The organism is Parabacteroides sp. AF21-43 (genome assembly GCF_003635435.1).
GTDB lineage: Bacteria > Bacteroidota > Bacteroidia > Bacteroidales > Tannerellaceae > Parabacteroides > Parabacteroides distasonis.
In genome coordinates this window covers 248,491-271,466 of the sequence record NZ_QTMG01000002.1, presented here as the reverse complement: position 1 = coordinate 271,466, position 22,976 = coordinate 248,491, and the positions used below count along the sequence as shown (strand labels likewise).

Sequence of the window (22,976 nt, the reverse complement as noted above, 5' to 3'; positions counted from 1 at the left end):
CAGTTATGAGAAGATATTATCAGATAGAGGTGGTTCCCCGGTGCTTGACTTTCAAGCGACCGGCAGGAACCTCACGGGGTGTTTACACGACCCGGAAATTGTGGGAGGTCCGAATCCGCAAGGAAGACGAACCCTCGGTTATTGGTATCGGAGAATGTGCCCCCCTGCCGGATCTCAGTTGCGATTATGGAGTGGATTACGAGATCACGTTATCCAAGGCTTGCCTCGATCTGGAACAGAAGGGATATGTTGACACCGAATCTTTGCGCCATTACCCATCCATCCTTTTCGGGCTGGAGACGGCCATGCGCCATTATGAACAGGGCGGTTGGCGGCATTACGACACGCCCTTCTCGCAGGGGCAGGCGGGCATCCCCATCAACGGACTGATCTGGATGGGCGATTATAAGTACATGCTGGAACAGGTAGAGGAAAAGATGAAGGAGGGCTTCCGCTGCGTCAAGCTGAAGATCGGCGCTATCGATTTCGACCGGGAACTCTCTTTATTGAAACACATCCGTGCGCATTTCTCTGCCAAGGAAATAGAGCTTCGGGTAGATGCCAACGGCGCTTTCACACCCTCGGAGGCGATGGACAAACTGAAGCGGCTCGCCGAGATGGACTTGCATTCCATCGAGCAGCCTATCCGTGCCGGGCAGTTGGAAGAGATGGCACGCCTTGCGGCAGAGTCACCCCTTCCCATCGCTCTCGACGAGGAACTGATCGGCTGTAACGCCCCGGACGAGAAACAGCGGTTGTTGGAAACGATCCATCCCCAATACATTATATTAAAGCCTTCCCTCCACGGAGGTATCTCCGGATGTACGGAATGGATTCACTTAGCGGAAACTATCTTAGGGAGTACCCCTGAACAACCTAAATGGTGGGTCACCTCCGCTCTGGAATCGCAAATCGGACTGAACGCTATCGCCCAATGGTGCGCCACGCTAGGTAACCCGCTACCGCAAGGTCTGGGAACCGGCGAGATTTTCAAGGACGATAAACATAAGTTGATCCAACGAAAAGGAGACACCATCTGGTTCACCAACGACCTTTGACCTATGCCGATACAAGAAGATTTACAGGCATTCTTAGCTGAATGGCACGATCCCTCCCCTTTTCTGGAAGTCCAGACCTCTGGCTCCACCGGTACGCCCAAGCGGATGCGAGTACGCAAGGACCGGATGCTGAACAGCGCCCGGCTTACCTGCGATTATCTGGGGCTTAAGAAGGGCGACAAGGCCTTGTTATGTATGCCCCTACGCTATATAGCCGGAAAAATGATGGTGGTCCGCTCCCTATACGCCGGACTGGATCTGGAGGTGTGCGAACCCTCCGGACACCCGTTGGCGGATTGGGGGGATACGCCCCTGCGCTTTGTTGCCATGATCCCCTTGCAGGTTTACAATACGTTGCGAGTACCCGAGGAACGTAAGCGGCTGGAGCAAACGGATATCCTGATTATCGGCGGCGGGGCGATCGACGCGGCCTTGGAACAGGAGATACGGCAGATGCCAAACACGGTTTATTCCACCTACGGAATGACGGAGACGCTGTCCCACATCGCCCTGCGCCGGCTGAACGGGCCGGAAGCCTCGCCCTATTACCATCCCTTCCCCTCAGTGACGTTATCCTTGTCACCGGACAATACCTTGGTGATAGACGCCCCATTGGTTTGCGACGAGCGGCTGGTGACGAACGATGTCGCCCGCCTGCTGCCGGACGGGAGTTTCGCCATTATCGGAAGGAAAGATAATATCATCAATAGCGGAGGTATCAAGATCCAGATCGAGGAGGTGGAAGAGCGGCTACGACCCTACCTCGACCGCCCCTATGCCATCACCGCCGCCCCCGACCCTCGGTTGGGAGAGGCGGTCGTGCTACTGCTTGCCTCAAACCTACGAGGTGAGATGCTAACAGAGGTTCTCGCCAGCCTGCCCAAGTACCTCCGTCCGAGGCACATCATAAAGGTAAGCGAGATCCCCCAAACCGGAAGCGGCAAGATCGACCGTGCCGCCTGCCGGGAGCTGGCGAGAAATATCATTACAAAAACACTATAAACATGAAAAGAATTCTAACAATCACCGCGGTCTCCCTATTGGCCTTATCGCCTATGTACGGGCAGGATTCTTGCCGATACCCGCAAGATCCTACCTTGGAGAAATCGCAAGCCTATGCAGGATACGACTGCGTCACCTTGCTGGATAGCACCGCCGTAACGGTACAACCTACCGGCTCGGGGGCTTTCGCCGTATGCAAGGCTTTTAAGGTACAGACTTCCAAAGGAGCCGTCGCCAACCGTATCATCAAATACGATTACGACCCGCTGACGGCGCACGCCGAGTTTCGTTACGCCACGATCTACCGTGCGAACGGCGACGTGATCAATCTCGACGTAACCCAAGCTTGCGACTACGCCGCCCCCGCACGTGCCATCTACTGGGGCGCCCGGCAGATCATGCTGGAAGTGGGCCGCTTGCAACCGGGAGATATCGTGGAGTACGAGATCGCCAAGAAAGGTTTCACCTACGCCTTGCTGACGGCGGGTGACGACGACGAGCGTTTCATCCCTCCTATGCGAGGACAGTTTTACGATATCGTCCCCTTCTGGGCTACCGAGCCTACCGTGCGCAAGGTGTACCGGGTATCCATGCCGATGGAGAAAGAGTTGCAATTCCAGTTCTACCAAGGCGAATGTACCTCTTCGATGCGATACGAGGACGGACGGAAAGTATATACCTTCGCCTCCGACGATATCCTTCCTTTCGCCAAGGAACCGAACATGGTAGACCTATTCGACGCTGCCCCGAAGCTCATGATGTCCAGCACTCCCCGCTGGGAGGATAAATCCCTTTGGTTCAATAAGGTTAACGAGGATTACGGAAGCTTTACTGCGATCCCGGAAGCCCAGAAAAAGGTAGACGAGCTGATCAAAGGCAAGAAAACGGAAATGGAGAAGATAGCCGTGCTGACCCACTGGGTGGCCGATAACATCCGTTACTCCGGAATCTCGATGGGTAAAGGCGAGGGTTTCACGCTCCACAACCTGAAGATGAATTATACCGATCGTTGCGGTGTCTGCAAGGATATCGCCGGTACGTTGATCGCCTTCCTCCGCATGGCCGGCTTCGAGGCTTACCCGGCGATGACAATGGCGGGAAGCCGTGTAGAAAGTATCCCCGCCGACCATTTCAACCATTGCGTGGCGGTGGTAAAACTGGCGAGCGGTACGTATATGCCTCTCGACCCGACTTGGGTTCCTTTCTGCCGGGAATTATGGAGTAGCGCCGAGCAACAGCAGAACTACCTCCCGGGTGTGCCCGAAGGCTCCGACCTCCGCTTAACCCCTGTCTCCGCCCCGGAGAACCACTACGTCCGCATCCACGCCGACAACCACCTAGACGAGAAAGGCACGCTCCGCGGACAATTCACGATCACCGCCGAGGGACAATCCGACAGCAATATCCGCCGCATCTTCACCACCGGATGGCAATCCGACTGGCAGAACACGATGGAGAAGCAATTGCTGACCGTATCCCCCAACGCCAAACTGCTTCGTGTAGATTACGGTAAGGACCCGAAGAACTATCAAGCGGCCCCTATCAAGATCACGTTCTCTTATGAGATCCCCGATTATGCGATTATCGCCGGAGACCAGATGCTTATCAAACCGCTAGTCATGAATAACCTCTACAATCAAGTGAAGAGTTTCTTGCGTATCGATACGAAACCGGAAAACCGTGCGTATGGATTCAAGGATGCTTGCTCCCGTTTGGTAGAACAAGATGAGACCATCCGCCTCCCCAAGGGCTATACCCTCTTGAACGCCTCGAAGAATGACGCCCTGCAAAGCAATGCGGCCGATTTCGAAGGTTCCCTTTCGCAGGAAGGCGACCAGAACATCGTCTTGCGCCAGAAGCTAGCGTTGAAGAAGCGTGTCTACGACCCAGCCGACAGGAAAGGCTTCCGTTCCGCTGTGAACGCCTATAAGAGTTATGGTGACTATTTGATTATCAAGAAATAAAAACAGAAAAACAATGATTAAGATAACCTATAAACTGATTCTTCTCCTAAGCTTGTTAGCGATGACGGTTACTTCATTTGCCGCATCGGAGGCTGAGTACGGGAAGATATCGAAAGCTTGGACCTTGCATGCCGACGGTAGCCAAGAATATCGATCCTCCATGGAATTGACGCTCTTCACGCACACTGCGATGAATAGCACGTATGGCGAGAGTTTTATCGTCTACAATCCCGATTTCCAAACACTGAAGATCCACTCATCCTATACAAGGCAGAAAGACGGTACGATCGTAAAGACACCCGATAACGCCTTTGTAGAGGTCCTACCCCGTTTCGCTGCCGACGCTCCGGCCTATAACCAACTTAAGGAAATGGTCGTGGTACACACTGGCCTAGAACTTGGGGCCACGATTTACTTGGATTACTCTATTATCACAAAACCGGGCTACTATCCGGCTATGGATATCAACGAGCGACTACAAGAAACTTCTCCCGTGAAGGAATGCAAGGTCTCTATCTCCGTACCGGAAAACAGTCCGCTCGCTTGGCAATTATTGGGTAGCGACGCGAAAGCATCCCAAGTCACCCGAAACGGCGCTAAAGAGGTAAGCTGGACTTTACGTAACCTGCCGGCCTCTTCCCGGGAAGCTTTCCTTCCTCAAAACCAAGACGGGATTCCCCGCCTAATCGCTTCAAGCTATAGTTCCAACAAGGAGGCATTATCTACGCTAAATAAGCGTTTTAACACTTCCGGAAACTACGAGAGCAAAACGTTCGGCTCTTATATCACGGAAAAGGCTACCAGCGACGAAGAGAAGGTGAACGCCATCCGGAACCATGTAGTCAACAACATGGGATATTGCGCCATCCCCCTCGCTTGTACGGGTTATTCCATCCGCGATGTCGATACGGCCCTTCGTAGTGCTTACGGTACATTAGCCGAGAAGACCCAGCTTCTGAACGTCTTATTGAACGCCGCCGGCATTCAATCGGAAGTAGTCGCCGTATATCCAGGGAATCTGGATATAGACGCTTGTGGATTAAGCACGATCAAGAATCTTGCCGTAAAAGCGACTGTCGCGGGGAAAGACAAATACCTTTCGGCGGTCAGCCTTGCCCCTTCCGCATTGACAGCCCGGGGTGAGTTAGATCAGGTACTCACGTTGAACGGTACGTCGATCGGCCTACAGGCAGAGCCTACGATCATCAAGGAGAATAAAGCCGTCAGCGTCACCAAGAACGAAGCACAAAACGGATTCGCCATCTGTACCCTTCCGGCTATAACAGGCGGTATCGATAGCTGGGGCATGAGCGCCTTGAACAGCAAGCGTTCCAACTTATTCGAACTCCCCTCCCTAATCAAGGAAGAGGTAACATATACGATTACTCCCGCCGAGGGCATGAAGTTGCAGACCTCCACAAAAGAGCAAGTGATAAGCAAGCCTTTTGGTAAAGTAACCCGCACGATCACGCCGAAAGGAAATACGATCGAGGTGGTACGTATGATCGAGGTGAACAAGCAGCAGTTCACTCCCGCCGAATATAGCGACGTGCGTAGCTTGATCCATGAATGGACAAATCCGGATAACCGGGTATTGCTATTCTCCCTATAAGATCTAAAACACGGAGCACACGGAACAAATCCGTGCCCTCCGTGTGCTTCGTGTCTAATTATTCCCTACATTTACGAACGTTAACATTAAATCATATCGCATATGAAAACACTAAAGTATTTACTCGTCACCATGCTCCTTCTAGGCGTTTGCAGTCTAACGTATAGCCAAAAGCTATCCCTAGGAATCTTCCCCGAGCCCCAAGAGGTGACTATTTCCAGCCAAACATACGCACCGCCCCATGGATATACCCTACGGGGTATAAATAATCCGGACGCAGACGCGGTCAAACTACTTAAAGAAGCGCTACCTTTCGCTAAATCCGGCAAATCTCTCCCTTTAGAGATCAAGAAACTAAAAGACAAAACTCCGGAAATGCAACGCTCGGGTGCCTATACGCTGACGATCACTAAAAAAGGTATCACGATCGGGATCGTAGACGATAATTCCTTGTTTTACGCCGCCCAAACCCTCAAGCAATTAGCTAAATATGACGAGGGTAAAAAGATCCTGCCTCTCTGCTCGATCAAAGACTATCCGGACGTATTATTCCGGGGTACCGTGGAAGGATTCTACGGACAGCCTTGGAGCCACGCCGACCGTATCGAGCAAATCCGCTTTTACGGAAGGATCAAGCTGAACACCTATATCTATGGTCCGAAAGATGATCCTTATCACAGCTCCCCCAACTGGCGCAAACCTTATCCCGCCGAGGAAGCCGAGCATATCAAGGAACTAGCGAAAGAGGCCGCCCATAACAAGGTGAACTTCGTTTGGGCCATCCACCCGGGACAAGACATTCAATGGAACCAGACAGACAGCATGAACATCCTTTCCAAATTCGAGAAAATGTACGATTTGGGCGTACGCTCTTTCGCCGTTTTCTTCGATGATATATCCGGAGAGGGAGCCCGCCCGGAAAAGCAAGCCGGCTTATTGAATTACATCCATAAGGAGTTTATTACCAAGAAAAATGACGTGCAACCCCTGATCATGTGCCCTACCGAATACAACCGTTCATGGGCTAAGACCGATTATCTGGATATCCTCGGTACCCAACTCGACCCCGCTATCCAAATCATGTGGACCGGAGACCGTGTCGTAGCCGATATCACGAAAGAAGGCGTCGAGTGGGTAAACAGCCGTATCCGTCGTCCCGCCTATATCTGGTGGAACTTCCCCGTAAGCGATTATTGCCAAGATCATTTGTTGATGGGACCCGCCTACGGCCTAGATACGCAAGCCGCCGGCACCATGACCGGATTCGTATCCAATCCTATGGAATACGCCGAGGCTTCCAAGGTCGCTATATTCGGCGTTGGAATGTACACTTGGAATATCGAGAATTACGATCCTACACAGGCATGGAAAGACGCTTGCGGCTTTATTATGCCGGAGGCCTCCATGGCTTTCCGCATTTTCTGCGAGCATAACTGCGATCCGGGTCCGAACGGACATCAATACCGCCGGGAAGAGTCTGCTAACTATGTAGCTCCTATCCAGACATTCCTTACCGGATATAAGAAAAACACGTTCCCGGAGCAAAGCGCAAATCTTCTGGGAACCTTATTCGCTCAAATCACGGCTTCCCCGAGCATGATCTACAGCCAAAGTCCCAATAAACGCTTGATCGAACAAATCAATCCATGGCTTATCCAATTCGAGTTCTTAGGAAAAGCCGGTACAAGCGCTCTGCATATGGCGCACGCTTGGTATGAGAAAGACCGGTCTTATACGTGGCAACGCTATCTGGAAACATCCGCTTTGCTAGATAGCATGAAACTGATAAACCGCACGCTGAACCAGAAGGCGCAGCCTAAAGGCGTGAAAGTCGGATCGAAAGTCTTACACCCTTTCATCGTAGATTTATACCGCCAGACAGGTCGTAACCTGCTATCTACGGACGGTATCGCCCCGGACGAGGTGAAGGTTAGCATCCCTTCCATATTCACGAATATCGACCAATTGAAGAGCCAGCCTTGTGCCAAGGGTGACAATACGGTCGGTTACGTCCCCCTATTCGAGGTAGTCAAGGTACAGCCTAATCAATATTTGGGTATCGGCTGGGAAATCCAGAAAGAAGCGGAATCCTTCTGTTTCAATCTTCCGAAAAGCAACCAACCCGGACGGGTATTCGAGTGGTCCGCCGACGGAAAGAGCTGGAGCTTAATCCCCAATGTTTCCACGGAAAACGCTAAGGATACGATCCGCACCATCGATCCGAAAGCCCGTTATATCCGTATGCGAAATAACTCGGATCAGCAAATGGAGCTATATGTACTAGGATTCACGGCGACAACCCAACAAGACCCGCAAATCAATGAGGCTCTTATGATGTACGATATGAACCTAGATACGTATAAGAACTTGAATCCGGGAGAAATAATTCACATAAAATGCGATGATATCAACGCCGTATCTTTCTTCCTCTCCGGAAGTAACGAGAATCTGGTATCCATCACCGGCCTCTCCCAAGATGGCGAGAAAAACATCGTCTATCAAGGAAACGTAGGCTACATCAAATTAAATAAAACCATGTTCGAGGATTTCTCTTCTTTAGAAATCACCACAATAGGAAAAGAACCTATACATATCCACCAGATCGTTAGGGAATAAGAAATAAAAAAGTACCGATTTCTTTCTCTCTTAGATGGAAGAAGGAGATCGGTACTTTTTTATTTATTCGTACAATTCGGGAGTATCTTATTTTTGGCACATCTCCGCTTGTATATTCCTTTTAAAAGTTATACCTTTAGGATGCGAAAAATAGAAACCGAAAAAACAATGCGAAAAGAAGAAAGATATAAAGGCGTATTAAACTGGTTTAAGGAAAACGTACCGGTAGCCGAGACTGAACTACATTATGACAATCCATATCAATTATTGATAGCGGTAATCCTATCCGCACAATGCACGGATAAGCGAGTGAATATGATCACTCCTGCCCTGTTCGAGGCTTTCCCTACTCCCGAGGTAATGGCAGCTAGCACACCAGAAGTCGTCTTTGAATACATACGAAGCGTATCTTACCCGAACAATAAGGCTAAACATCTGGTAGGTATGGCGAAGATGCTGATAGAGGACTTCAAAGGCGTGGTTCCCTCCGATATTGACGAGCTACAGAAACTTCCGGGTGTAGGAAGAAAAACTGCGAACGTAATCGCATCCGTTGTATATGACAAGCCAGCCATGGCGGTAGATACGCACGTATTCCGTGTCTCCAACCGGATCGGCTTGACCAATAATAGCAAGACACCCTTGGAAACGGAAAAGGAGCTAGTGAAGAACATTCCGGAAGAACTGATCCCCATCGCCCATCACTGGTTGATATTACATGGAAGATATGTTTGCCTCGCCCGGAAACCGAAATGTGAGGAATGCGGATTAAAGCCTTGGTGTAAATACTTCCTAAAGCAAACATGAGGATCGGCAAGAAAGACATAATGGCATTCATTGTCTTGTTTTTGGCTACGATCGTTTGCGTGAGGTACTTTTACAAGAATATGAGCGACGAGCAATTTGTCGCCACGGTAGATCCCTATAGCTTGGTCATCCCGACCCCCACAGCAATTTTTGCTATCAATCGTCCTCCTGTATTCGAGAAGATGATATTACCCATGGAGAATATACGCAAGGCGTTCTCGGATCATACGCCCGCTATTTTCCTCTCTTTAATACAGCAAAATCCGGATTTATCGTCTTTCTTGATCGCTTATTATCCACAAGGGGATATCTTGTACGCCCCTATGGATAGTCATACGGCAGAGCGTATTTTCAAGCAACTGGACGCTTCTTTCACTTTTCCTGCCCAGCAACGAGAGGAAGCTTCCGTTCCTGTTAGATACTATCCGGATGTTGATAAGCATTTTCTAGGTTGTTACTACCACGAGGGTATATTCGTGGTGTCCTACAATCGAAAATTATTGGTAGAGACAGCGAAAAAGCAACAGATGTACCCCGCACAGATCATTCCGGAATTAGCTGATCTAATTAGTAAAAAAGGCAAGAGTGGCGCGATGAATCTCTTCATCCAAAGCGCCTCTTTAGATTTACAGGTTCAAATGAATGACTCGACGGAGTGGAAAATGAAAAATCAATGGTTGGCAATGGATTTATTCTATAATGAAGGAAGCCTTTGCTGCTTCAATGAGCAGCCCTATGAAGAAACCTTGGAGAACTTTTACCCCAACTTATGCGATACGATAACTACTCGGATCAATCGGCTATTCCCACAAATAAAAACCACGGCACAAGTCAGTCATGACGAGGCCGTGGTCTATTTTACGGTTTGCGGGAATTAAGCTTCAGTCCCTTCTTTCTTGAATGCTGACACAAACATATCTTTTACGAATAAATATCCGATACATCCGAATAAAGCGAGGAAGACAAAACCGACCAAGATAAGTGCCTTCTTAGGAGAAGATGCTTTCAAAGGTACGGTAGCCGGCTCGATTACGGTATACACCGGAGTTTCTTCCTGTACACGCAATTTATCTTGCTCCAACTTCTGCGCCAACGTATTGTAAACATTAAACGTAAGGGTCATCTCATTCTTCAAACGTTCCTGCTCCGTACGGTAGCTGGAAGAGATAATATTACGGTTGGCATCCTCGAAAGCAGCGTACGCACGTTGCGCTTTATAATAAGCGTCACGTGACTCGCCAAATACCTTCTGGGTAAATTCCAAATCTTGCTTTACTTTCTGCGTACGATAATTCGTAATATAATTCTGGAGGTTTTCCAAAACGACCTTTGTCATCTGAGCGGAAATAACCGGGTCCTGCATCTGTACGGAAGCCGTGATAACCAAGGTCTTCTTGTCCACGGAAACAGAAACCCGCTCCTGCAAGGCCTTCACCACCTCTTCTTGATCCTTTGTCAAATGGTAAGGATTCAAGCCCTCAGACTCTTCCTCGTCACCGGAGATTAAACTCATTACCGCACCCAACGCCTTGAATGGAGCGGAGACAATATATCCCCACCAAGCCTTACGTTGATGTTCACTCATATAATCATACAATGTAGTGCTTAACTCCTTTTCCTTATCGGTAACCTCTACCGGAAACAATTCCAACAGAAACGGGGTACTCTGCACCACATCCGGATACAAATCCGGAGAGATCGCGTCCGCACCGGCAGCGGCATTCAGATTAATCCCAGCCATAGCAGCCAAACCGCCAAGACTAGATTTTTTTGCCGCATCCTGTGTCTCTGGTGCCAATTTCACCGTAGTTGTATATTCCTTGGGAATACTGAAAGCTACAATCAAACCTACTACCACCGCAATACCACAGCCTTTCAATAAGAACTTACGCTCTTTCCACAGTTTTTGCGCCAGTTCGATTAAATCGATCTCCTGCTCCTCAGGTAACTCTTGTCTTTTTATCTCGTTTATCGTATCCATGCCTGATTAGTTTTTAATCATGTTAACAATAGAGGTAATCATCGCGGCCATAGAGGTAGCGGAGCTACTGATACTCATGATCTCAGCCAAGCTTCGGCGCTCACGTTGCGTCTTCGTCGGAACTACGATCTCACAGCCCGGCTCCACTTTCGGATAACGCTTGAAAAAGATAGCGGTACGCTTCGTCGTAGCGACCTTACCATTCATATATATTACGATCGGATACTTACGTGCGATATCATTATAACCACCGGCTTGAGACAAGCAATCCGTAACTGACATACCTTTCGTGTAAGTCACGCTGTTCGGATAAGTCACGGCTCCACTCATCTTCACCGTACTTTGCAACTGCGGAATATAAAGTTCATCACCATCACGAAGCACGACATCATCGATACTGCCCGGATTTGCCAACGCTTTCTCTAAATCAATACCTACGGAATAGTCCTTCACATTCATCAACGCTACACCGATGGAATCCCGGCTTTGCTTATTCGCCTCACTTAAAGCCAGAAGGGTCTCCATGCGTTTCAATTCATCTTCTGTCAACTGACGTTTCAAGCTGGCACCTTTTACATAAGCCTCTGGGGTAACGCCTCCCGCTTTCGCGACAATGTCACTCAAACGTGCGTTCTTCGTAGCCAATACATAGCTACCGGCAAAAGTGATCTCGCCGTTCACCTTCACGACCTGTTGCTCATGATACCCCGGGGAGAAACGAACATAAACTTCATCGAACGGCTCCAGCGTAAAGATCGTATCTCCCGCATTCAACTTGAAGTCCTCACTCAACGAGAAGTTATATACATCAGCGATCCGGTTGACATTCTGATTGGAACTAGGATCCTTCACACGACGGGCTACCTCTACATTAATAGAAGAAGCGGACTCTCTTAAGCCACCGGCCATCATGATAGCGTCCTCTATTGTCAAATTATGACGATACGGAAGCACCGTATCCGGATAATTCACGGCTCCGCCAACCTTGATCGTATAAGGTTCGCGCAAATCGAATAGGGAAGGAATGCTTAATTGGTCTTCCGCTTGCAACTCCACATCTGGAGCGGTACCGTTCAAGATACCACGAATATCCACGGCGATCATCGTAGTCGTGAAATCCGGATTCAAACGGGTAATCAAGGCACGGCCGGCGAACTCGTCTCCTTTAAGACCTGCGGCCTGTTTTACCAATTGCTTTACCGTACGAACCGACGGACTTAACTCATATTCTCCCGGACGCCATACTGCTCCCGTCACGATCAAACGATTCTCATAAAAAGGAATAACGGAATCTACCAGCAAAGAATCGCCATCCTGCATCACGAAAGAAGCGAACTTATCTTCCGAAACCGTAGAGATCTGGTAACGACTATCTGATTTACGCTTCACTTGTACGTCCTTCGTATAAGCGTCGCCGGTAAATCCGCCGGCCATATCCAGCAATTGCTTCAAGGTCTCACCCTTGCGCAACTCGAAAATACGATTACGTTTCACCTTACCTCGAACCACCGCTAACTGGTCGTACGGGCCTACCATAATCATATCGTTCTCTTCCAAACGAACATTCGTTGTGTACTTTCCGTTCAATAAATAATCATATACGTCGAGATTAGCGATTTCCTTGCTATTGCGATATACCTTGATGCTACGCAAAGAACCGATCTTATTCACACCACCGGCGGCATACAACGCATTAAATAATGTGGCGAATGAAGGTAATGTATACGTACCGGGAGCGACTACCTCGCCGACAATATTCACCTTCATGCTACGAATCTGGCTCAAACTGACGGAAACAAAGGTATTCCCCTCTCCCGAACCAGACAGCGTAGACATAATCTGGCTCAACTCCTGACGCAGACGAGTCTCAGCGCCAGCGATCGTCAATCCACTGACCGACACCGGACCTAAATTTGGTACAAGGATCGTACCATCCGGAGAGATCTTTAATTTCAAGTTTAGCTCGGAATCTCCCCATACATTAATCAATAACTCATCACCAGCGGAAAGCACATAATCCTTAGGTGTAGGGATGTTTAAATCTGGGGCAAAAGATAAGTTCTTGTTTGAGAAGATTTCATGCCCGAATACGGTATTCTCCATGGCTGAAGCAGGAAGATTATTTCTACGTTGGGCTTCTAAGGATTGTCCTTCATCGATTACCGGCATTACCCGGTCGCTAACCTTCGCATCGGTAGCGGTAGCTTGAGATCCGACTGATCCCCCTTCTTGTTTCATACGCTTGGCTAATTCCTGCTGGATCTGCGTATCCGACATTCCAGCGGCTTTCGCCTTGTCAATCAAGTCTTGCGGAACCTGTGCATACACAGATCCCGACAGCAATAAGCAACATACGCATAGTACGTTCTTAAACGATAAATTCATACAGTCTATTATTGTTTTTTATTATATACCACTCCTGCTATAAGCGACTAACTTAAAAAAGCAGCTATTCTCTAGATTTTCAGCTGGCAAAGATAAAGAATCTTTTCAATATATGACTTAAAAAGTCACCGTTAATCCATCATATGAGTAATGTACATGCGGAGGCAACTCTTTTTCAATGACCGCATGCAACCCTATGCGATGACTCATATGGATTAAATAGGCCTCCTTGGGCTGGATACGGGATATATTCGCTAAGGCTTCCTCCAGACTCTCATGCGATTGATGCTCTCCTTTCCGAAGGGCATCAATAACCAATACATCAAGGTTTTCCAACTTAGCGTACTCTTCTTCCGGAAGATATTTAAGGTCGGTCAAGTAAGCCATATTGCCGATACGGAAACCTAAGATCGGCAGCTTAGCGTGCATTACACGGATCGGAGTGATCATGACACCGGCGGCCTCAAACGGTTTCGTCCCGATCGTATGCAAAACCAAATTAGGCACTCCCGGATATTTATGCTCCCGGAAGACATAAGGGATGCGAGTCTTTATCGCCTCCACGACATTGTCTTCCGCATAAATATCCACATCTTTATACCGGCCAAAAGGACGTAGATCATCTAAGCCACCTACATGATCGTAGTGCTCATGAGTTACTAAAACGGCGTCAAAATAGTAAATCTTATTGGTTATCATTTGCCAACGGAAGTCCGGACCACAATCGATCAATATCCGTTTCCCTTCCGTCTCTACCAAGATCGAAGCCCGTAGACGCCAATCACGGGGGTCTTTACTAGTACATACCTCACATTGGCAACCTATCTCAGGATTGCCCGTAGACGTTCCTGTTCCTAAAAAAACGATTTTCATTATCCGACATATTTAACCTCAGGCATAAGCTCTATACCGAAACGATCTTTTACGGCGGTACGAATGCTCTCCGCGACCAACGCGATCTCATGCCCCCGGGCATCTCCTAAATTCACTAATACCAACGCTTGTTTCTCGTAAACACCTACCGGCCCATGGTTTTTACCCTTAAACCCACATTGCTCGATCAACCAACCGGCCGGAACCTTGATCTTTCCTTCCGAAGCGGGATAAGACGGGATTTCCGGGAATTGCTTTTTCAATTTCTCAAAATGCTCTGCCGTAATTATCGGGTTCATAAAGAAACTGCCTGCGTTGCCTAATACTTCCGGATCGGGAAGCTTCTGCCTGCGAATTGTTATGACAGCCTCACGGATCGTTTCCAAAGTAACTTCCGGATATTTCGTCAACTCCTCCTTTAAGTTCCCATAATTAACCGAAAAGCTAGGGTTCTTGGATAGTCGAAGCGTAATATAAGTTATGATGTGGGGGTCATGATGCTCATTCTTGAAATAACTATTACGATATCCATATTCACAATCCGTATTCGTAAAAGTCCGTTTCTCGAATGTCAACTGGTTATAAGCCTCCACGCTCTCGATCACATCCTTGATCTCCATACCATAAGCCCCGATGTTCTGGATAGCGGCAGCGCCCGCCTCACCGGGTATTAAAGAAAGATTCTCTATACCTCCCCAACCTTTCAATACGGCGTATGCCACGACATCATCCCAGATCTCCGCAGCCCCGACACGAAGCGATACATACTCGTCCGTTTCCGCCGAGATAGAAATCCCCTTGATTCGGGAATGGATGATAATGCCATTATAATCGTTGATGAACAATAGATTGCTCCCGCCTCCTATATGCAAGGATAAACATTCCTGAAAGTATTCATCATGTAAGATTCGTTGCAACTCCTCCTCCGTCTCATACTCCATGAACCAACGTGTCTTTACTGGGAGATGGAACGTATTGTGTTTCTCCAACGAATAATTCTGCTCTATTCTCATCGTCTATTTTATTTTTAGGGCAAAAGTAGTCATAAATAACTCATCCGCAAATTATGTAGTTCCGGATTTTTTCAGTAGATTTGTATATAGAGTTGATCGTATGGATGAGAACACGTCCGGCCTATCCGGTGAAATACAGAAGATGATCCTCGACAAGTTAAACACGTTCAATCGAGGAAAAACGTCAGACAAAGGGCGGTACTACATTCTTTTGCCTACCTCAAAGACCTTATATTATACGCTTTGGTTCTTTACGCCTTCGGCCACTTATCATCCGACGGTCTATTTGGCGAATCTCGACTTGAATGCCATCAGCTCGGTGAATAAGGCGATTAAGATGGTAAGCAACTCCTTTCTACCTTTATTTATAACGACAGATATCAAAGACTCTCCCGATAATGGAGACGATATTATTTCTTTCGGTAAATACAGAGGATACCATTTGCATGACATCTATACGATCGATCCCCGATACGTCGTTTGGATAGCCGATAAATATGAGCCTCACGTAAAAAGCGAGATGCGTTTTAAAGAGTTAGCGGTGACCTACAGTAAAATCTATCTCGACCTACAGACCCGTAAGAAATATAAAATGCCTGTAAGCCGCTTTGTAGGAACACCGGGAGAAAAATTGAGCGATTTAAAGTTAACAATCACAAAAGTCCGCATTGAAGACGATTCTTACAAGACACAGATTATCCGTGGTACCGAATATTTCTATGTAGATCAATTGCTCACGGCCGTGGACATCGCCGGAAATTACTTTTTATTGAGGATAAAAGCGAAAGATCGTAGTCTTACCACGCAAACGTTGCCACCGGGCGCTCATGCTTTCCAAGTAGGGGAAAAATTGACTTTGACTTCCGCTAAGGTCTTAAAACATATAGAATCCCGTACTATCAAGTACACACGAATCGGGTATATCAAGATTCAATAAATGTTTCGAAATTCGCAAACTGACACATTATTAACATTTTTTGTTCTTAAAAATGTAACAAACATCTGTAGGCCTTGTTTAATAAGAAACTCAAATGCAAATGTATCTTTGCAAAACGTAACTATAAAACCAGCTTCAAAGTGTACATTTGTAGTGTTTAACAATTTAAAAAATTTGCATTTATGAACAAAGCAGAACTTATAGAGGCTTTAGCAGACAAGACCGGGTTACAAAAGCAAGAAGCAAAGAAAGTATTGGATGCTTACATCGAGATCGTAACTGAGCGTATGTCCGAAAATGAGGAAATCGTACTTGTCGGATTTGGAACACTGATCCCAAGACCGCAAACACAGCGTCTTGCCAGAAATCCTAAAACAGGTACTCCGGTAATGATCCCCGCTCGTACGACCGTAAAATTCAAACCGGGTAAATTCCTCCTTGAGGCGATGAATGCCCACCTGAAATAATAAAGTAACCGAAAACGTAGTAAAAATATCCCCGGTAAGGGGATAAAAAATCATGAGTATGAAATCTTTCATTTATAAGTATGAATGAAAAATTTCATACTTATGATTTTTAGTGTCCGGAAATGATTACTTTTGGACTCAAAAAAAAGACTCATGAGAATCGTCAATCTTGGAGACACAAATTCCATATTAAACAAGTTTGTTGCAGAACTTAGAGATGTAGACATACAAAAAGACAGCCTTCGTTTCCGTCGCAATGTTGAGCGTATCGGAGAAATCATGGCTTACGAGATCAGTAAGGAATTTCATTACAGTACGAAAGACATCCAGTCCCCGCTAGGTATAGCCCCGATGAATACGCCGGACGATCAAATCGTGATTAGTACGATCTTGCGTGCCGGGCTTCCATTCCACCAAGGTTTCCTTCGGTATCTGGATAATGCGGAGAACGCTTTCGTATCCGCTTACCGCAAATATAAAGACCGTTTGAATTTTGATATTCATATCGAATATATCGCCTCTCCTCGCTTAACAGGTAAAACCTTGATCATATCCGACCCGATGTTGGCCACCGGAAGCTCTATGGAATTGGCGTATGAGGCCCTGCTGACCAAAGGAGTACCCGACCATGTACACGTAGCCTCCATCATCTCAAGCAAACAAGCCTTGGAATACTTGCAGAAGAAAATGCCGGATGACAAGACTACAATCTGGATCGCCGCATTAGATAATGACCTCGACGATCATTCTTATATCGTTCCCGGATTAGGCGATGCAGGAGATTTAGCATTCGGCGAGAAGGAATAGGGATGTGTAAACCAAAACGTACTGCCTTTGCCCAACTCGGAATTTACACCGATCCGACCACCTAGCCTATTTACGATGGTCTCGCAAATAGATAGCCCCAAGCCCGTACCTTGTTTAAACGTATTTCCTTTATAGAAACGATCAAAGATATGGGCTTGTATCTCTTGGCTCATGCCATCCCCCGTATCAGTCACGGAGAATTTTATCTCATCACCTATGATCTCGTAAGCTAAGGTGATACAACCTTCGCTCGTATACTTGATCGCGTTGTTAAGGAAATTGGATATTACCTGCGTCAGCCGCATACGATCGCTATAGATTTGGCATTCCGGTGAATCTTGGGGAGCGATCAGAGCTACGTTATCGGGCATCTTGATACGGAATGAGGTCACGATCTCATTGATCACCTCTTTTACGTTCATATCGGCGAACTTGAAATCCATCGTACCGGATTCAATTTTTGCCAAGTCTAGAATATCACTGATCAATTGAAGCAACATCCGATTATTGCTATCGATGATTTCCACAAACTCATGCCTCTCCTCGGGATCATCCGTTTCCGCCAATAATTGAGAAAAACCGACAATGGCATTTAATGGCGTACGAATCTCATGACTCATATTCGCTAGGAAGGCAGACTTCAAACGATCCAGTTCTTCCGCCCTTTCCCTTTTCAATTGAGAGTCCTTTAACTCCGTGATATCGTAATTAATACAGATCATCTCCGGTTTATTCGGGTCTACGCTTTGAGGGTTACGGGTGATATTGGCGCAAATCCATTTCCATCCGTCACCAGACTTCACACGCACTTCCCTACGGAAATGATGCGCTTTACCCTGTTTCACCTCCTCAAAGAATGAGTTTATATATCCAGCGTCGTTCGGATGAATATAAGAATAAATCCCAATAATTGGGGACAAGGGGGTTCCATCCTTCTCTCCCATATTCTCATACCATTGCTTAATGGCATAGCCCTCAAAGGTATATAAGTCATAAAGGGCATAACCGACTTTAGCGTATACGCTGACCAAGGTAAATACATTCTCAAACTCAGAAATACGGTTATAGGCGATCATCTTTTCCGTATTATCCAAATTAATAAGTAAATAGCTGGAAGGTTCACCTCTTTGGTCATATAAAATACTGGCCTTGGTAACGATATCCATCTCGCCTACTTTCGAGGTGTTATAATAATCATCGACCTTCTTAAACGAATAATTCAGCCGGAAATTCACGGATTTATTCTCCTTGAGTTTCTTGATCACATCTTTAGGCAGAATCGGGTTGCTAAAAATATTGACTCCTAAAACGTCCTTCTTTGACCGGATACCGAATATCTCCATATCCTTTGCGTTCAGGTCAATCAAGTAACCGTCCCTGTCATAAAGCTCGACCCCCACAGGTAAATTTACATATAGCTTTCGGAAGATCATCTCATTATGATCGATCATCTTACTAATCTTTTCCTCTTTCAGTTTGAAATTAGGTAAAATCTGTAATATGCCCAACGCTTTTACGCACACTCCATTATTCAACTTACGCTCACATAATCTGGAGCGTACCCATTTTTCCCCAGTCGGTGTTATTATCGGAAATATCTGCTCATACGTATCGACAGATTGGATCGATAAAAAATCCGTAGTAATCAGATCCCTAAAGTCTTCCCGGATTATATAGTAAAATTCAAAAAAAGAGAGATTATTCCCCTTCTTCCCAAATATACTCATTAAATAATCGGAACAGATATAACCTCTTTGAACAAAATCGGCTTCCCACAAGCCAACTTCCGCTCTATCTAATAACAATTTACATTGATCCAATTGAGTCTGTATATCCTCCATAAAAATATCCCTTCCGATAAAATTACACTATGATTTCACAAAGATATAATTTAAATAGTATAAATCCCCTATAATAAAAAAGAGATTGTCTCGAATCACTCAAGACAATCTCTTTATATATTCAAAGCCTGATATAAATTATTTCAATTCCTTGATACGAATATTGCGGAATTTGACAGGGGAACCATGTCCTAAGAAACCTATATGACCTTTTTTGTTAAACAAACCCGGATGCTCCTTTCCATCCGGCGTACCATTCTTCACGGCATCCCGAATATTTCCATCCAAGATTACGACTCCATTCACCGTCACACGGATATGATCGCCATCCGCCATGATCTCTTCCGTATTCCATTCTCCAACCAGCTTGAACGCTTTCGGATGATCCTCACGGGCGGGAATGATACCGTATACGGAACCATGATGTTGCAGCGGAGTGATGTTTCCTTGGTAAATAGGATGTTCACAATCCAAGACCTGCACTTCCATACCTACATATGCTGCGTCTCCTTCCATCGGCGTACGGATACCGACACCGTTATTAGCTCCCGGGGTTAACTGGAAATCAAAACGATAGATAAAGTTTCCGTATTCCTTCTTGGTGTACAGATTACCTCCGAAACTACTGCTTGGAACCATAGAGATACAGCCGTCTTCCAAGATATAATCAACCGTGTTTCCAGTCCATTCATGCATATTCGTTCCGTCAAACAAAACCTTGAAGCCTTCTTTTTCCTCTTCCGGCGATAATTTGAACGGTTCTTGTTTTTCCAATTCCTTTACGTAGATATTACGGTAATAGACCTTGCTGCCATGAGCTTGCATCTCGATTTGCTCTACCGGGAAAATCGGAAGCTTGCGATCCCAATAGTTTTCCAGAATCACGTTATCTACCACTTTTTCTCCGTTCAAGACAACCGTCACACGGTCGCCAACCATCTTAATATAGAAGGAATTCCATTCACCCAATTTATTGTCGGCCACTTTCGAAGGCTTGCTCTCGTTTACCTGATTGTTGTACAAGCCACCGGAACCTACTTGCGCACCTACATTTACCCGAGAAGTATCCCAGATCTGGACTTGAGGAGTACCACGCAGATAAATACCGGCATCAGCCTCTGGTCCTTTCGGATCCAACATCCAATCAACATACATCTCGAAATCACCATATTGCTTTTCAGTACATAGGTTATCGTACCCAGTACCGTCAAATACTAATAGGCCATTCTCCACTTTCCAGTCACGACGCATATTCTCATCCGCCTTTTCCTGCGCTTTCGCCAATTGAGCCGGTTTCATTTTGGCGCGGGCGATCGGATTCTCGACCAAACCTTTCCAACCCGTTAAATCCTTACCATTAAAGATAGAGACAAATCCGACCTCGTCCGGCATCGCATCCAAATGTTGCTTCAAGGCATCGATATCATAACGAGCGTCTTCCCCGTCGAACATGGTCAAAACACGTTTCAAGATTGCCTTCACATTGTCACCCTTATATTCCGGATGGTTACGAGCGATATTCCAAACCGCATAAACAGCCGCAGAACGAACAGCCGCATCGCTTGAATCCAAGAATTCCGACGCATACATCAATGCCAAGAAGGTATCCGCCCGTTGGATCTGACGTAAAATAAGAGCCTTTTGCTCGCTCGTCCGGGCGATCTCCATGACTTTCCGCAAGCTCAACAAACGATTCTCTCTCGTAAATGCCGGATTAGATACCAACTGCACATAACGCTTTAACGCCCTATCGAATACTTGATCGGAAGCGGCGGATTGGCAAACCGTAAATAGTTCATCGGCAGCCTCAATACCCTTCCACGCCAACAAAGCGTCAAGAGCCGCATCCTTGGCCGCTCCATTCCCTTTATTCAATCCTTCCACGATCGTAGCCAAAGCCTCTTTCTCGCCAGTCGCTGATAAGACCTTATAATAAAGATATCTCTTGCTGTCTCCCGCTTGTATCATACGGCGATTCACGTTAGATACTTGAGTTGCCGCCGGTTGTTTAGAGATAGCGGCAATGATCGCATCTTGAAGCGGAGCGACAGCTGAAGCCTCCGCAGTCTCCAACATTCCGCACAATAAAGTGAAATCTTTCTCGGATACTACATCTTTCAATGCGGTATAAGCGGCTTTCTTCACCTCTGATGAGCCGGATTTAATCTGATCCAGTACCGTATTTAGATTCGCGTCGGCCATACGTATCGCCAACAGCTCCAAACCAGCGATTTTCCCGGCATCGGAAGCGGACGGGATCACTTTAGCGACCGCTTGATCAATATCGCCGTTAAATGCCATCAAAGCATCTTGACCCAATAATATCACTTGCTTGTCATTGCTCTTCAACAAATCCGCCAGCACAGGAATGACACTCTTATCACCGATTTTAACCAAAGCCCAAACAGCGGCCTGTTGCACATAGAAATCCTTATCTTTCAATTGGTCCAAAAGAACTTGTCTCGCTGGTAGATCAAAACGAAGTTCCAGATTCTTGATCATGTCATGTTTAGACGGGCATTTGCTTTCACGGCCTATCCAGTTCAAGATATCCACCTTGACTTCCGGCTTCGCCTTTAACATGTGTTTCATGACCTCGATATAAACATTTTGATCAGCGAAACCCGAAGCGAAGTTCAAAGCCGCATTACGGTATCCCTTATCCGTATCTTTCAAAGCCGATAATAAATTCTTCGTAGCAGCTTCCGGCTTAGCGGCTAATAGAATCTGAAGAGCGGCCTCACGGGTCTGTGTCATGCCCGCTTTCGTAGACTTCTTCAATAAATCATTCGCTGCTTTCTCCGCATCTTTGGTATCGCCTTGCTCAAGGACACGTTTTATCAAAGCGATATATGCCTCATTCGCCCCGGTCTTTTCCATTTTATAACCGACTTTCTCCGCAGCGGCGGCTAAATCGCCTAGAGAAGCTTTAGAACCTACACGACTCAACGCATAAAGAACCTCTTTCTGCATATTCTCATCGCTGGAACCAAGCATCACTTTCAATACATTTTCCGCATCAGCGATTTGCACGTCAGCGATCGCACGGATAATATCCTTTTGCGTCTTCGGAGTACCGGATCGACGCATCAAGGAAGCCACCAAAACCTTCTTAGCGTTATCGGTACGGATCGCGGATAACGCACGGGCAGCAGGACCGCTTAGGCTCTCATCGTTCAAATAGCTAGCCAGCGTATCCACACACTCATCTTTTCCCAGTAATTGAAGCTGTCGGATAATAAAAGCCTTTGTCTCCCGGTCGCTCACCTTATCCAAGGCTTTCAAATATGCGTTGGCTGTTGCTAGACGGGCATTTTCCTCACCTTTCGCCATCACGTAATGAGTCAATCCGCTCAACGCATAATCCACGTTCGAGTTACTGCCTTTTCCCGGAGCGTTAATCTTATTAATCAACATCAAGACCCCTTCCTCGCCAGTGGAGCTTAGGTCATTAATTAATTTGTTATATTCAGCTTGTTGCTCCGCCGGCATCTGTGCCAGTACATCGGCAACGATCGTCTTCGATGTACGATTAGCCGGGCTTTGAGCCATTAACATGCTACCGCACAACAATAAGCTGGCAATTGATATATATACTTTTTTCATATGTGTA

General features: G+C 46.7%; 16 protein-coding genes. 10 read left to right on the top strand and 6 right to left on the bottom strand.

The genetic code is table 11. From position 1 onward, the window contains the following. Positions 1-5: 5 nt before the first annotated feature. The 7 genes from DWX84_RS02995 (at position 6) to DWX84_RS02965 (ending at position 9,937) form a co-directional block, all read left to right on the top strand. The gene (locus tag DWX84_RS02995; RefSeq protein WP_048927314.1) at positions 6-1,058 is read left to right on the top strand and encodes an o-succinylbenzoate synthase; all 1,053 of its coding nucleotides are present in this window, start codon (positions 6-8) and stop codon (positions 1,056-1,058) included. A 3-nt stretch (positions 1,059-1,061) separates the two neighbouring features. Continuing rightward, positions 1,062-2,060 (top strand): AMP-binding protein, encoded by a 999-nt coding sequence (locus DWX84_RS02990; protein ID WP_048927315.1) that lies wholly within the window; start codon positions 1,062-1,064, stop codon positions 2,058-2,060. A 2-nt stretch (positions 2,061-2,062) separates the two neighbouring features. Next, complete coding sequence (locus DWX84_RS02985; protein ID WP_048927316.1) at positions 2,063-4,024, top strand: DUF3857 domain-containing protein; 1,962 nt, start codon at positions 2,063-2,065, stop codon at positions 4,022-4,024. 13 nt (positions 4,025-4,037) lie between these two features. Further along, positions 4,038-5,636, top strand: coding sequence for a DUF3857 domain-containing protein (locus DWX84_RS02980; RefSeq protein WP_048927317.1), 1,599 nt, complete (start codon positions 4,038-4,040; stop codon positions 5,634-5,636). Between the two features lie 102 nt (positions 5,637-5,738). Next, positions 5,739-8,252, top strand: coding sequence for a beta-N-acetylglucosaminidase domain-containing protein (locus DWX84_RS02975; RefSeq protein ID WP_048927318.1), 2,514 nt, complete (start codon positions 5,739-5,741; stop codon positions 8,250-8,252). Between the two features lie 168 nt (positions 8,253-8,420). Continuing rightward, positions 8,421-9,059, top strand: coding sequence for an endonuclease III (gene nth / locus DWX84_RS02970; protein ID WP_048927319.1), 639 nt, complete (start codon positions 8,421-8,423; stop codon positions 9,057-9,059). A 20-nt stretch (positions 9,060-9,079) separates the two neighbouring features. Then, positions 9,080-9,937, top strand: a complete 858-nt coding sequence (locus DWX84_RS02965) for a hypothetical protein (protein ID WP_229040535.1) — start codon at positions 9,080-9,082, stop codon at positions 9,935-9,937. Here the strand turns inward: DWX84_RS02965 and DWX84_RS02960 are convergent. The 4 genes from DWX84_RS02960 to murB form a co-directional block, all read right to left on the bottom strand. Then, the gene (locus DWX84_RS02960) at positions 9,934-11,040 is read right to left on the bottom strand and encodes a Wzz/FepE/Etk N-terminal domain-containing protein (RefSeq protein ID WP_048927321.1); all 1,107 of its coding nucleotides are present in this window, start codon (positions 11,038-11,040) and stop codon (positions 9,934-9,936) included. The two genes, DWX84_RS02965 and DWX84_RS02960, sit on opposite strands and share 4 nt — an antisense overlap. Before the next feature lie 6 nt (positions 11,041-11,046). Beyond that, positions 11,047-13,425, bottom strand: a complete 2,379-nt coding sequence (locus DWX84_RS02955) for an SLBB domain-containing protein (protein ID WP_048927322.1) — start codon at positions 13,423-13,425, stop codon at positions 11,047-11,049. A gap of 117 nt (positions 13,426-13,542) precedes the next feature. Continuing rightward, the gene (locus tag DWX84_RS02950) at positions 13,543-14,298 is read right to left on the bottom strand and encodes an MBL fold metallo-hydrolase (RefSeq protein WP_005862219.1); all 756 of its coding nucleotides are present in this window, start codon (positions 14,296-14,298) and stop codon (positions 13,543-13,545) included. Continuing rightward, positions 14,298-15,311: a UDP-N-acetylmuramate dehydrogenase gene (gene murB, locus DWX84_RS02945; protein WP_022192160.1), complete on the bottom strand. Its 1,014-nt coding sequence runs from the start codon at positions 15,309-15,311 to the stop codon at positions 14,298-14,300. The genes DWX84_RS02950 and murB overlap by 1 nt, the downstream gene beginning before the upstream one ends. 100 nt (positions 15,312-15,411) lie before the next feature. On the opposite strand from murB, the gene DWX84_RS02940 reads away from it, so the two are divergent. The 3 genes from DWX84_RS02940 to upp all read left to right on the top strand — a co-directional run bounded on the left by DWX84_RS02940 (position 15,412) and on the right by upp (position 17,522). After that, a complete protein-coding gene (locus tag DWX84_RS02940; protein ID WP_022192159.1) occupies positions 15,412-16,248 on the top strand; it encodes a hypothetical protein in 837 nt (278 codons plus the stop codon). 182 nt (positions 16,249-16,430) lie between these two features. Then, entirely contained in the window at positions 16,431-16,715 is a 285-nt protein-coding gene (locus DWX84_RS02935) for an HU family DNA-binding protein (RefSeq protein ID WP_005856836.1), read from the top strand. 153 nt (positions 16,716-16,868) lie between these two features. Continuing rightward, the gene (gene upp / locus DWX84_RS02930) at positions 16,869-17,522 is read left to right on the top strand and encodes a uracil phosphoribosyltransferase (RefSeq protein WP_005862213.1); all 654 of its coding nucleotides are present in this window, start codon (positions 16,869-16,871) and stop codon (positions 17,520-17,522) included. Here the strand turns inward: upp and DWX84_RS02925 are convergent. Together DWX84_RS02925 and DWX84_RS02920 are read right to left on the bottom strand one after the other, a co-directional pair. Beyond that, positions 17,465-19,363 carry a PAS domain-containing sensor histidine kinase gene (locus tag DWX84_RS02925; protein ID WP_048927323.1) on the bottom strand — a complete coding sequence of 633 codons (1,899 nt, stop codon included), beginning with the start codon at positions 19,361-19,363 and terminating at the stop codon, positions 17,465-17,467. The genes upp and DWX84_RS02925 overlap by 58 nt on opposite strands. 138 nt (positions 19,364-19,501) lie before the next feature. After that, positions 19,502-22,969, bottom strand: a complete 3,468-nt coding sequence (locus DWX84_RS02920) for a DUF1080 domain-containing protein (protein ID WP_122377419.1) — start codon at positions 22,967-22,969, stop codon at positions 19,502-19,504. Positions 22,970-22,976: the final 7 nt, after the last annotated feature.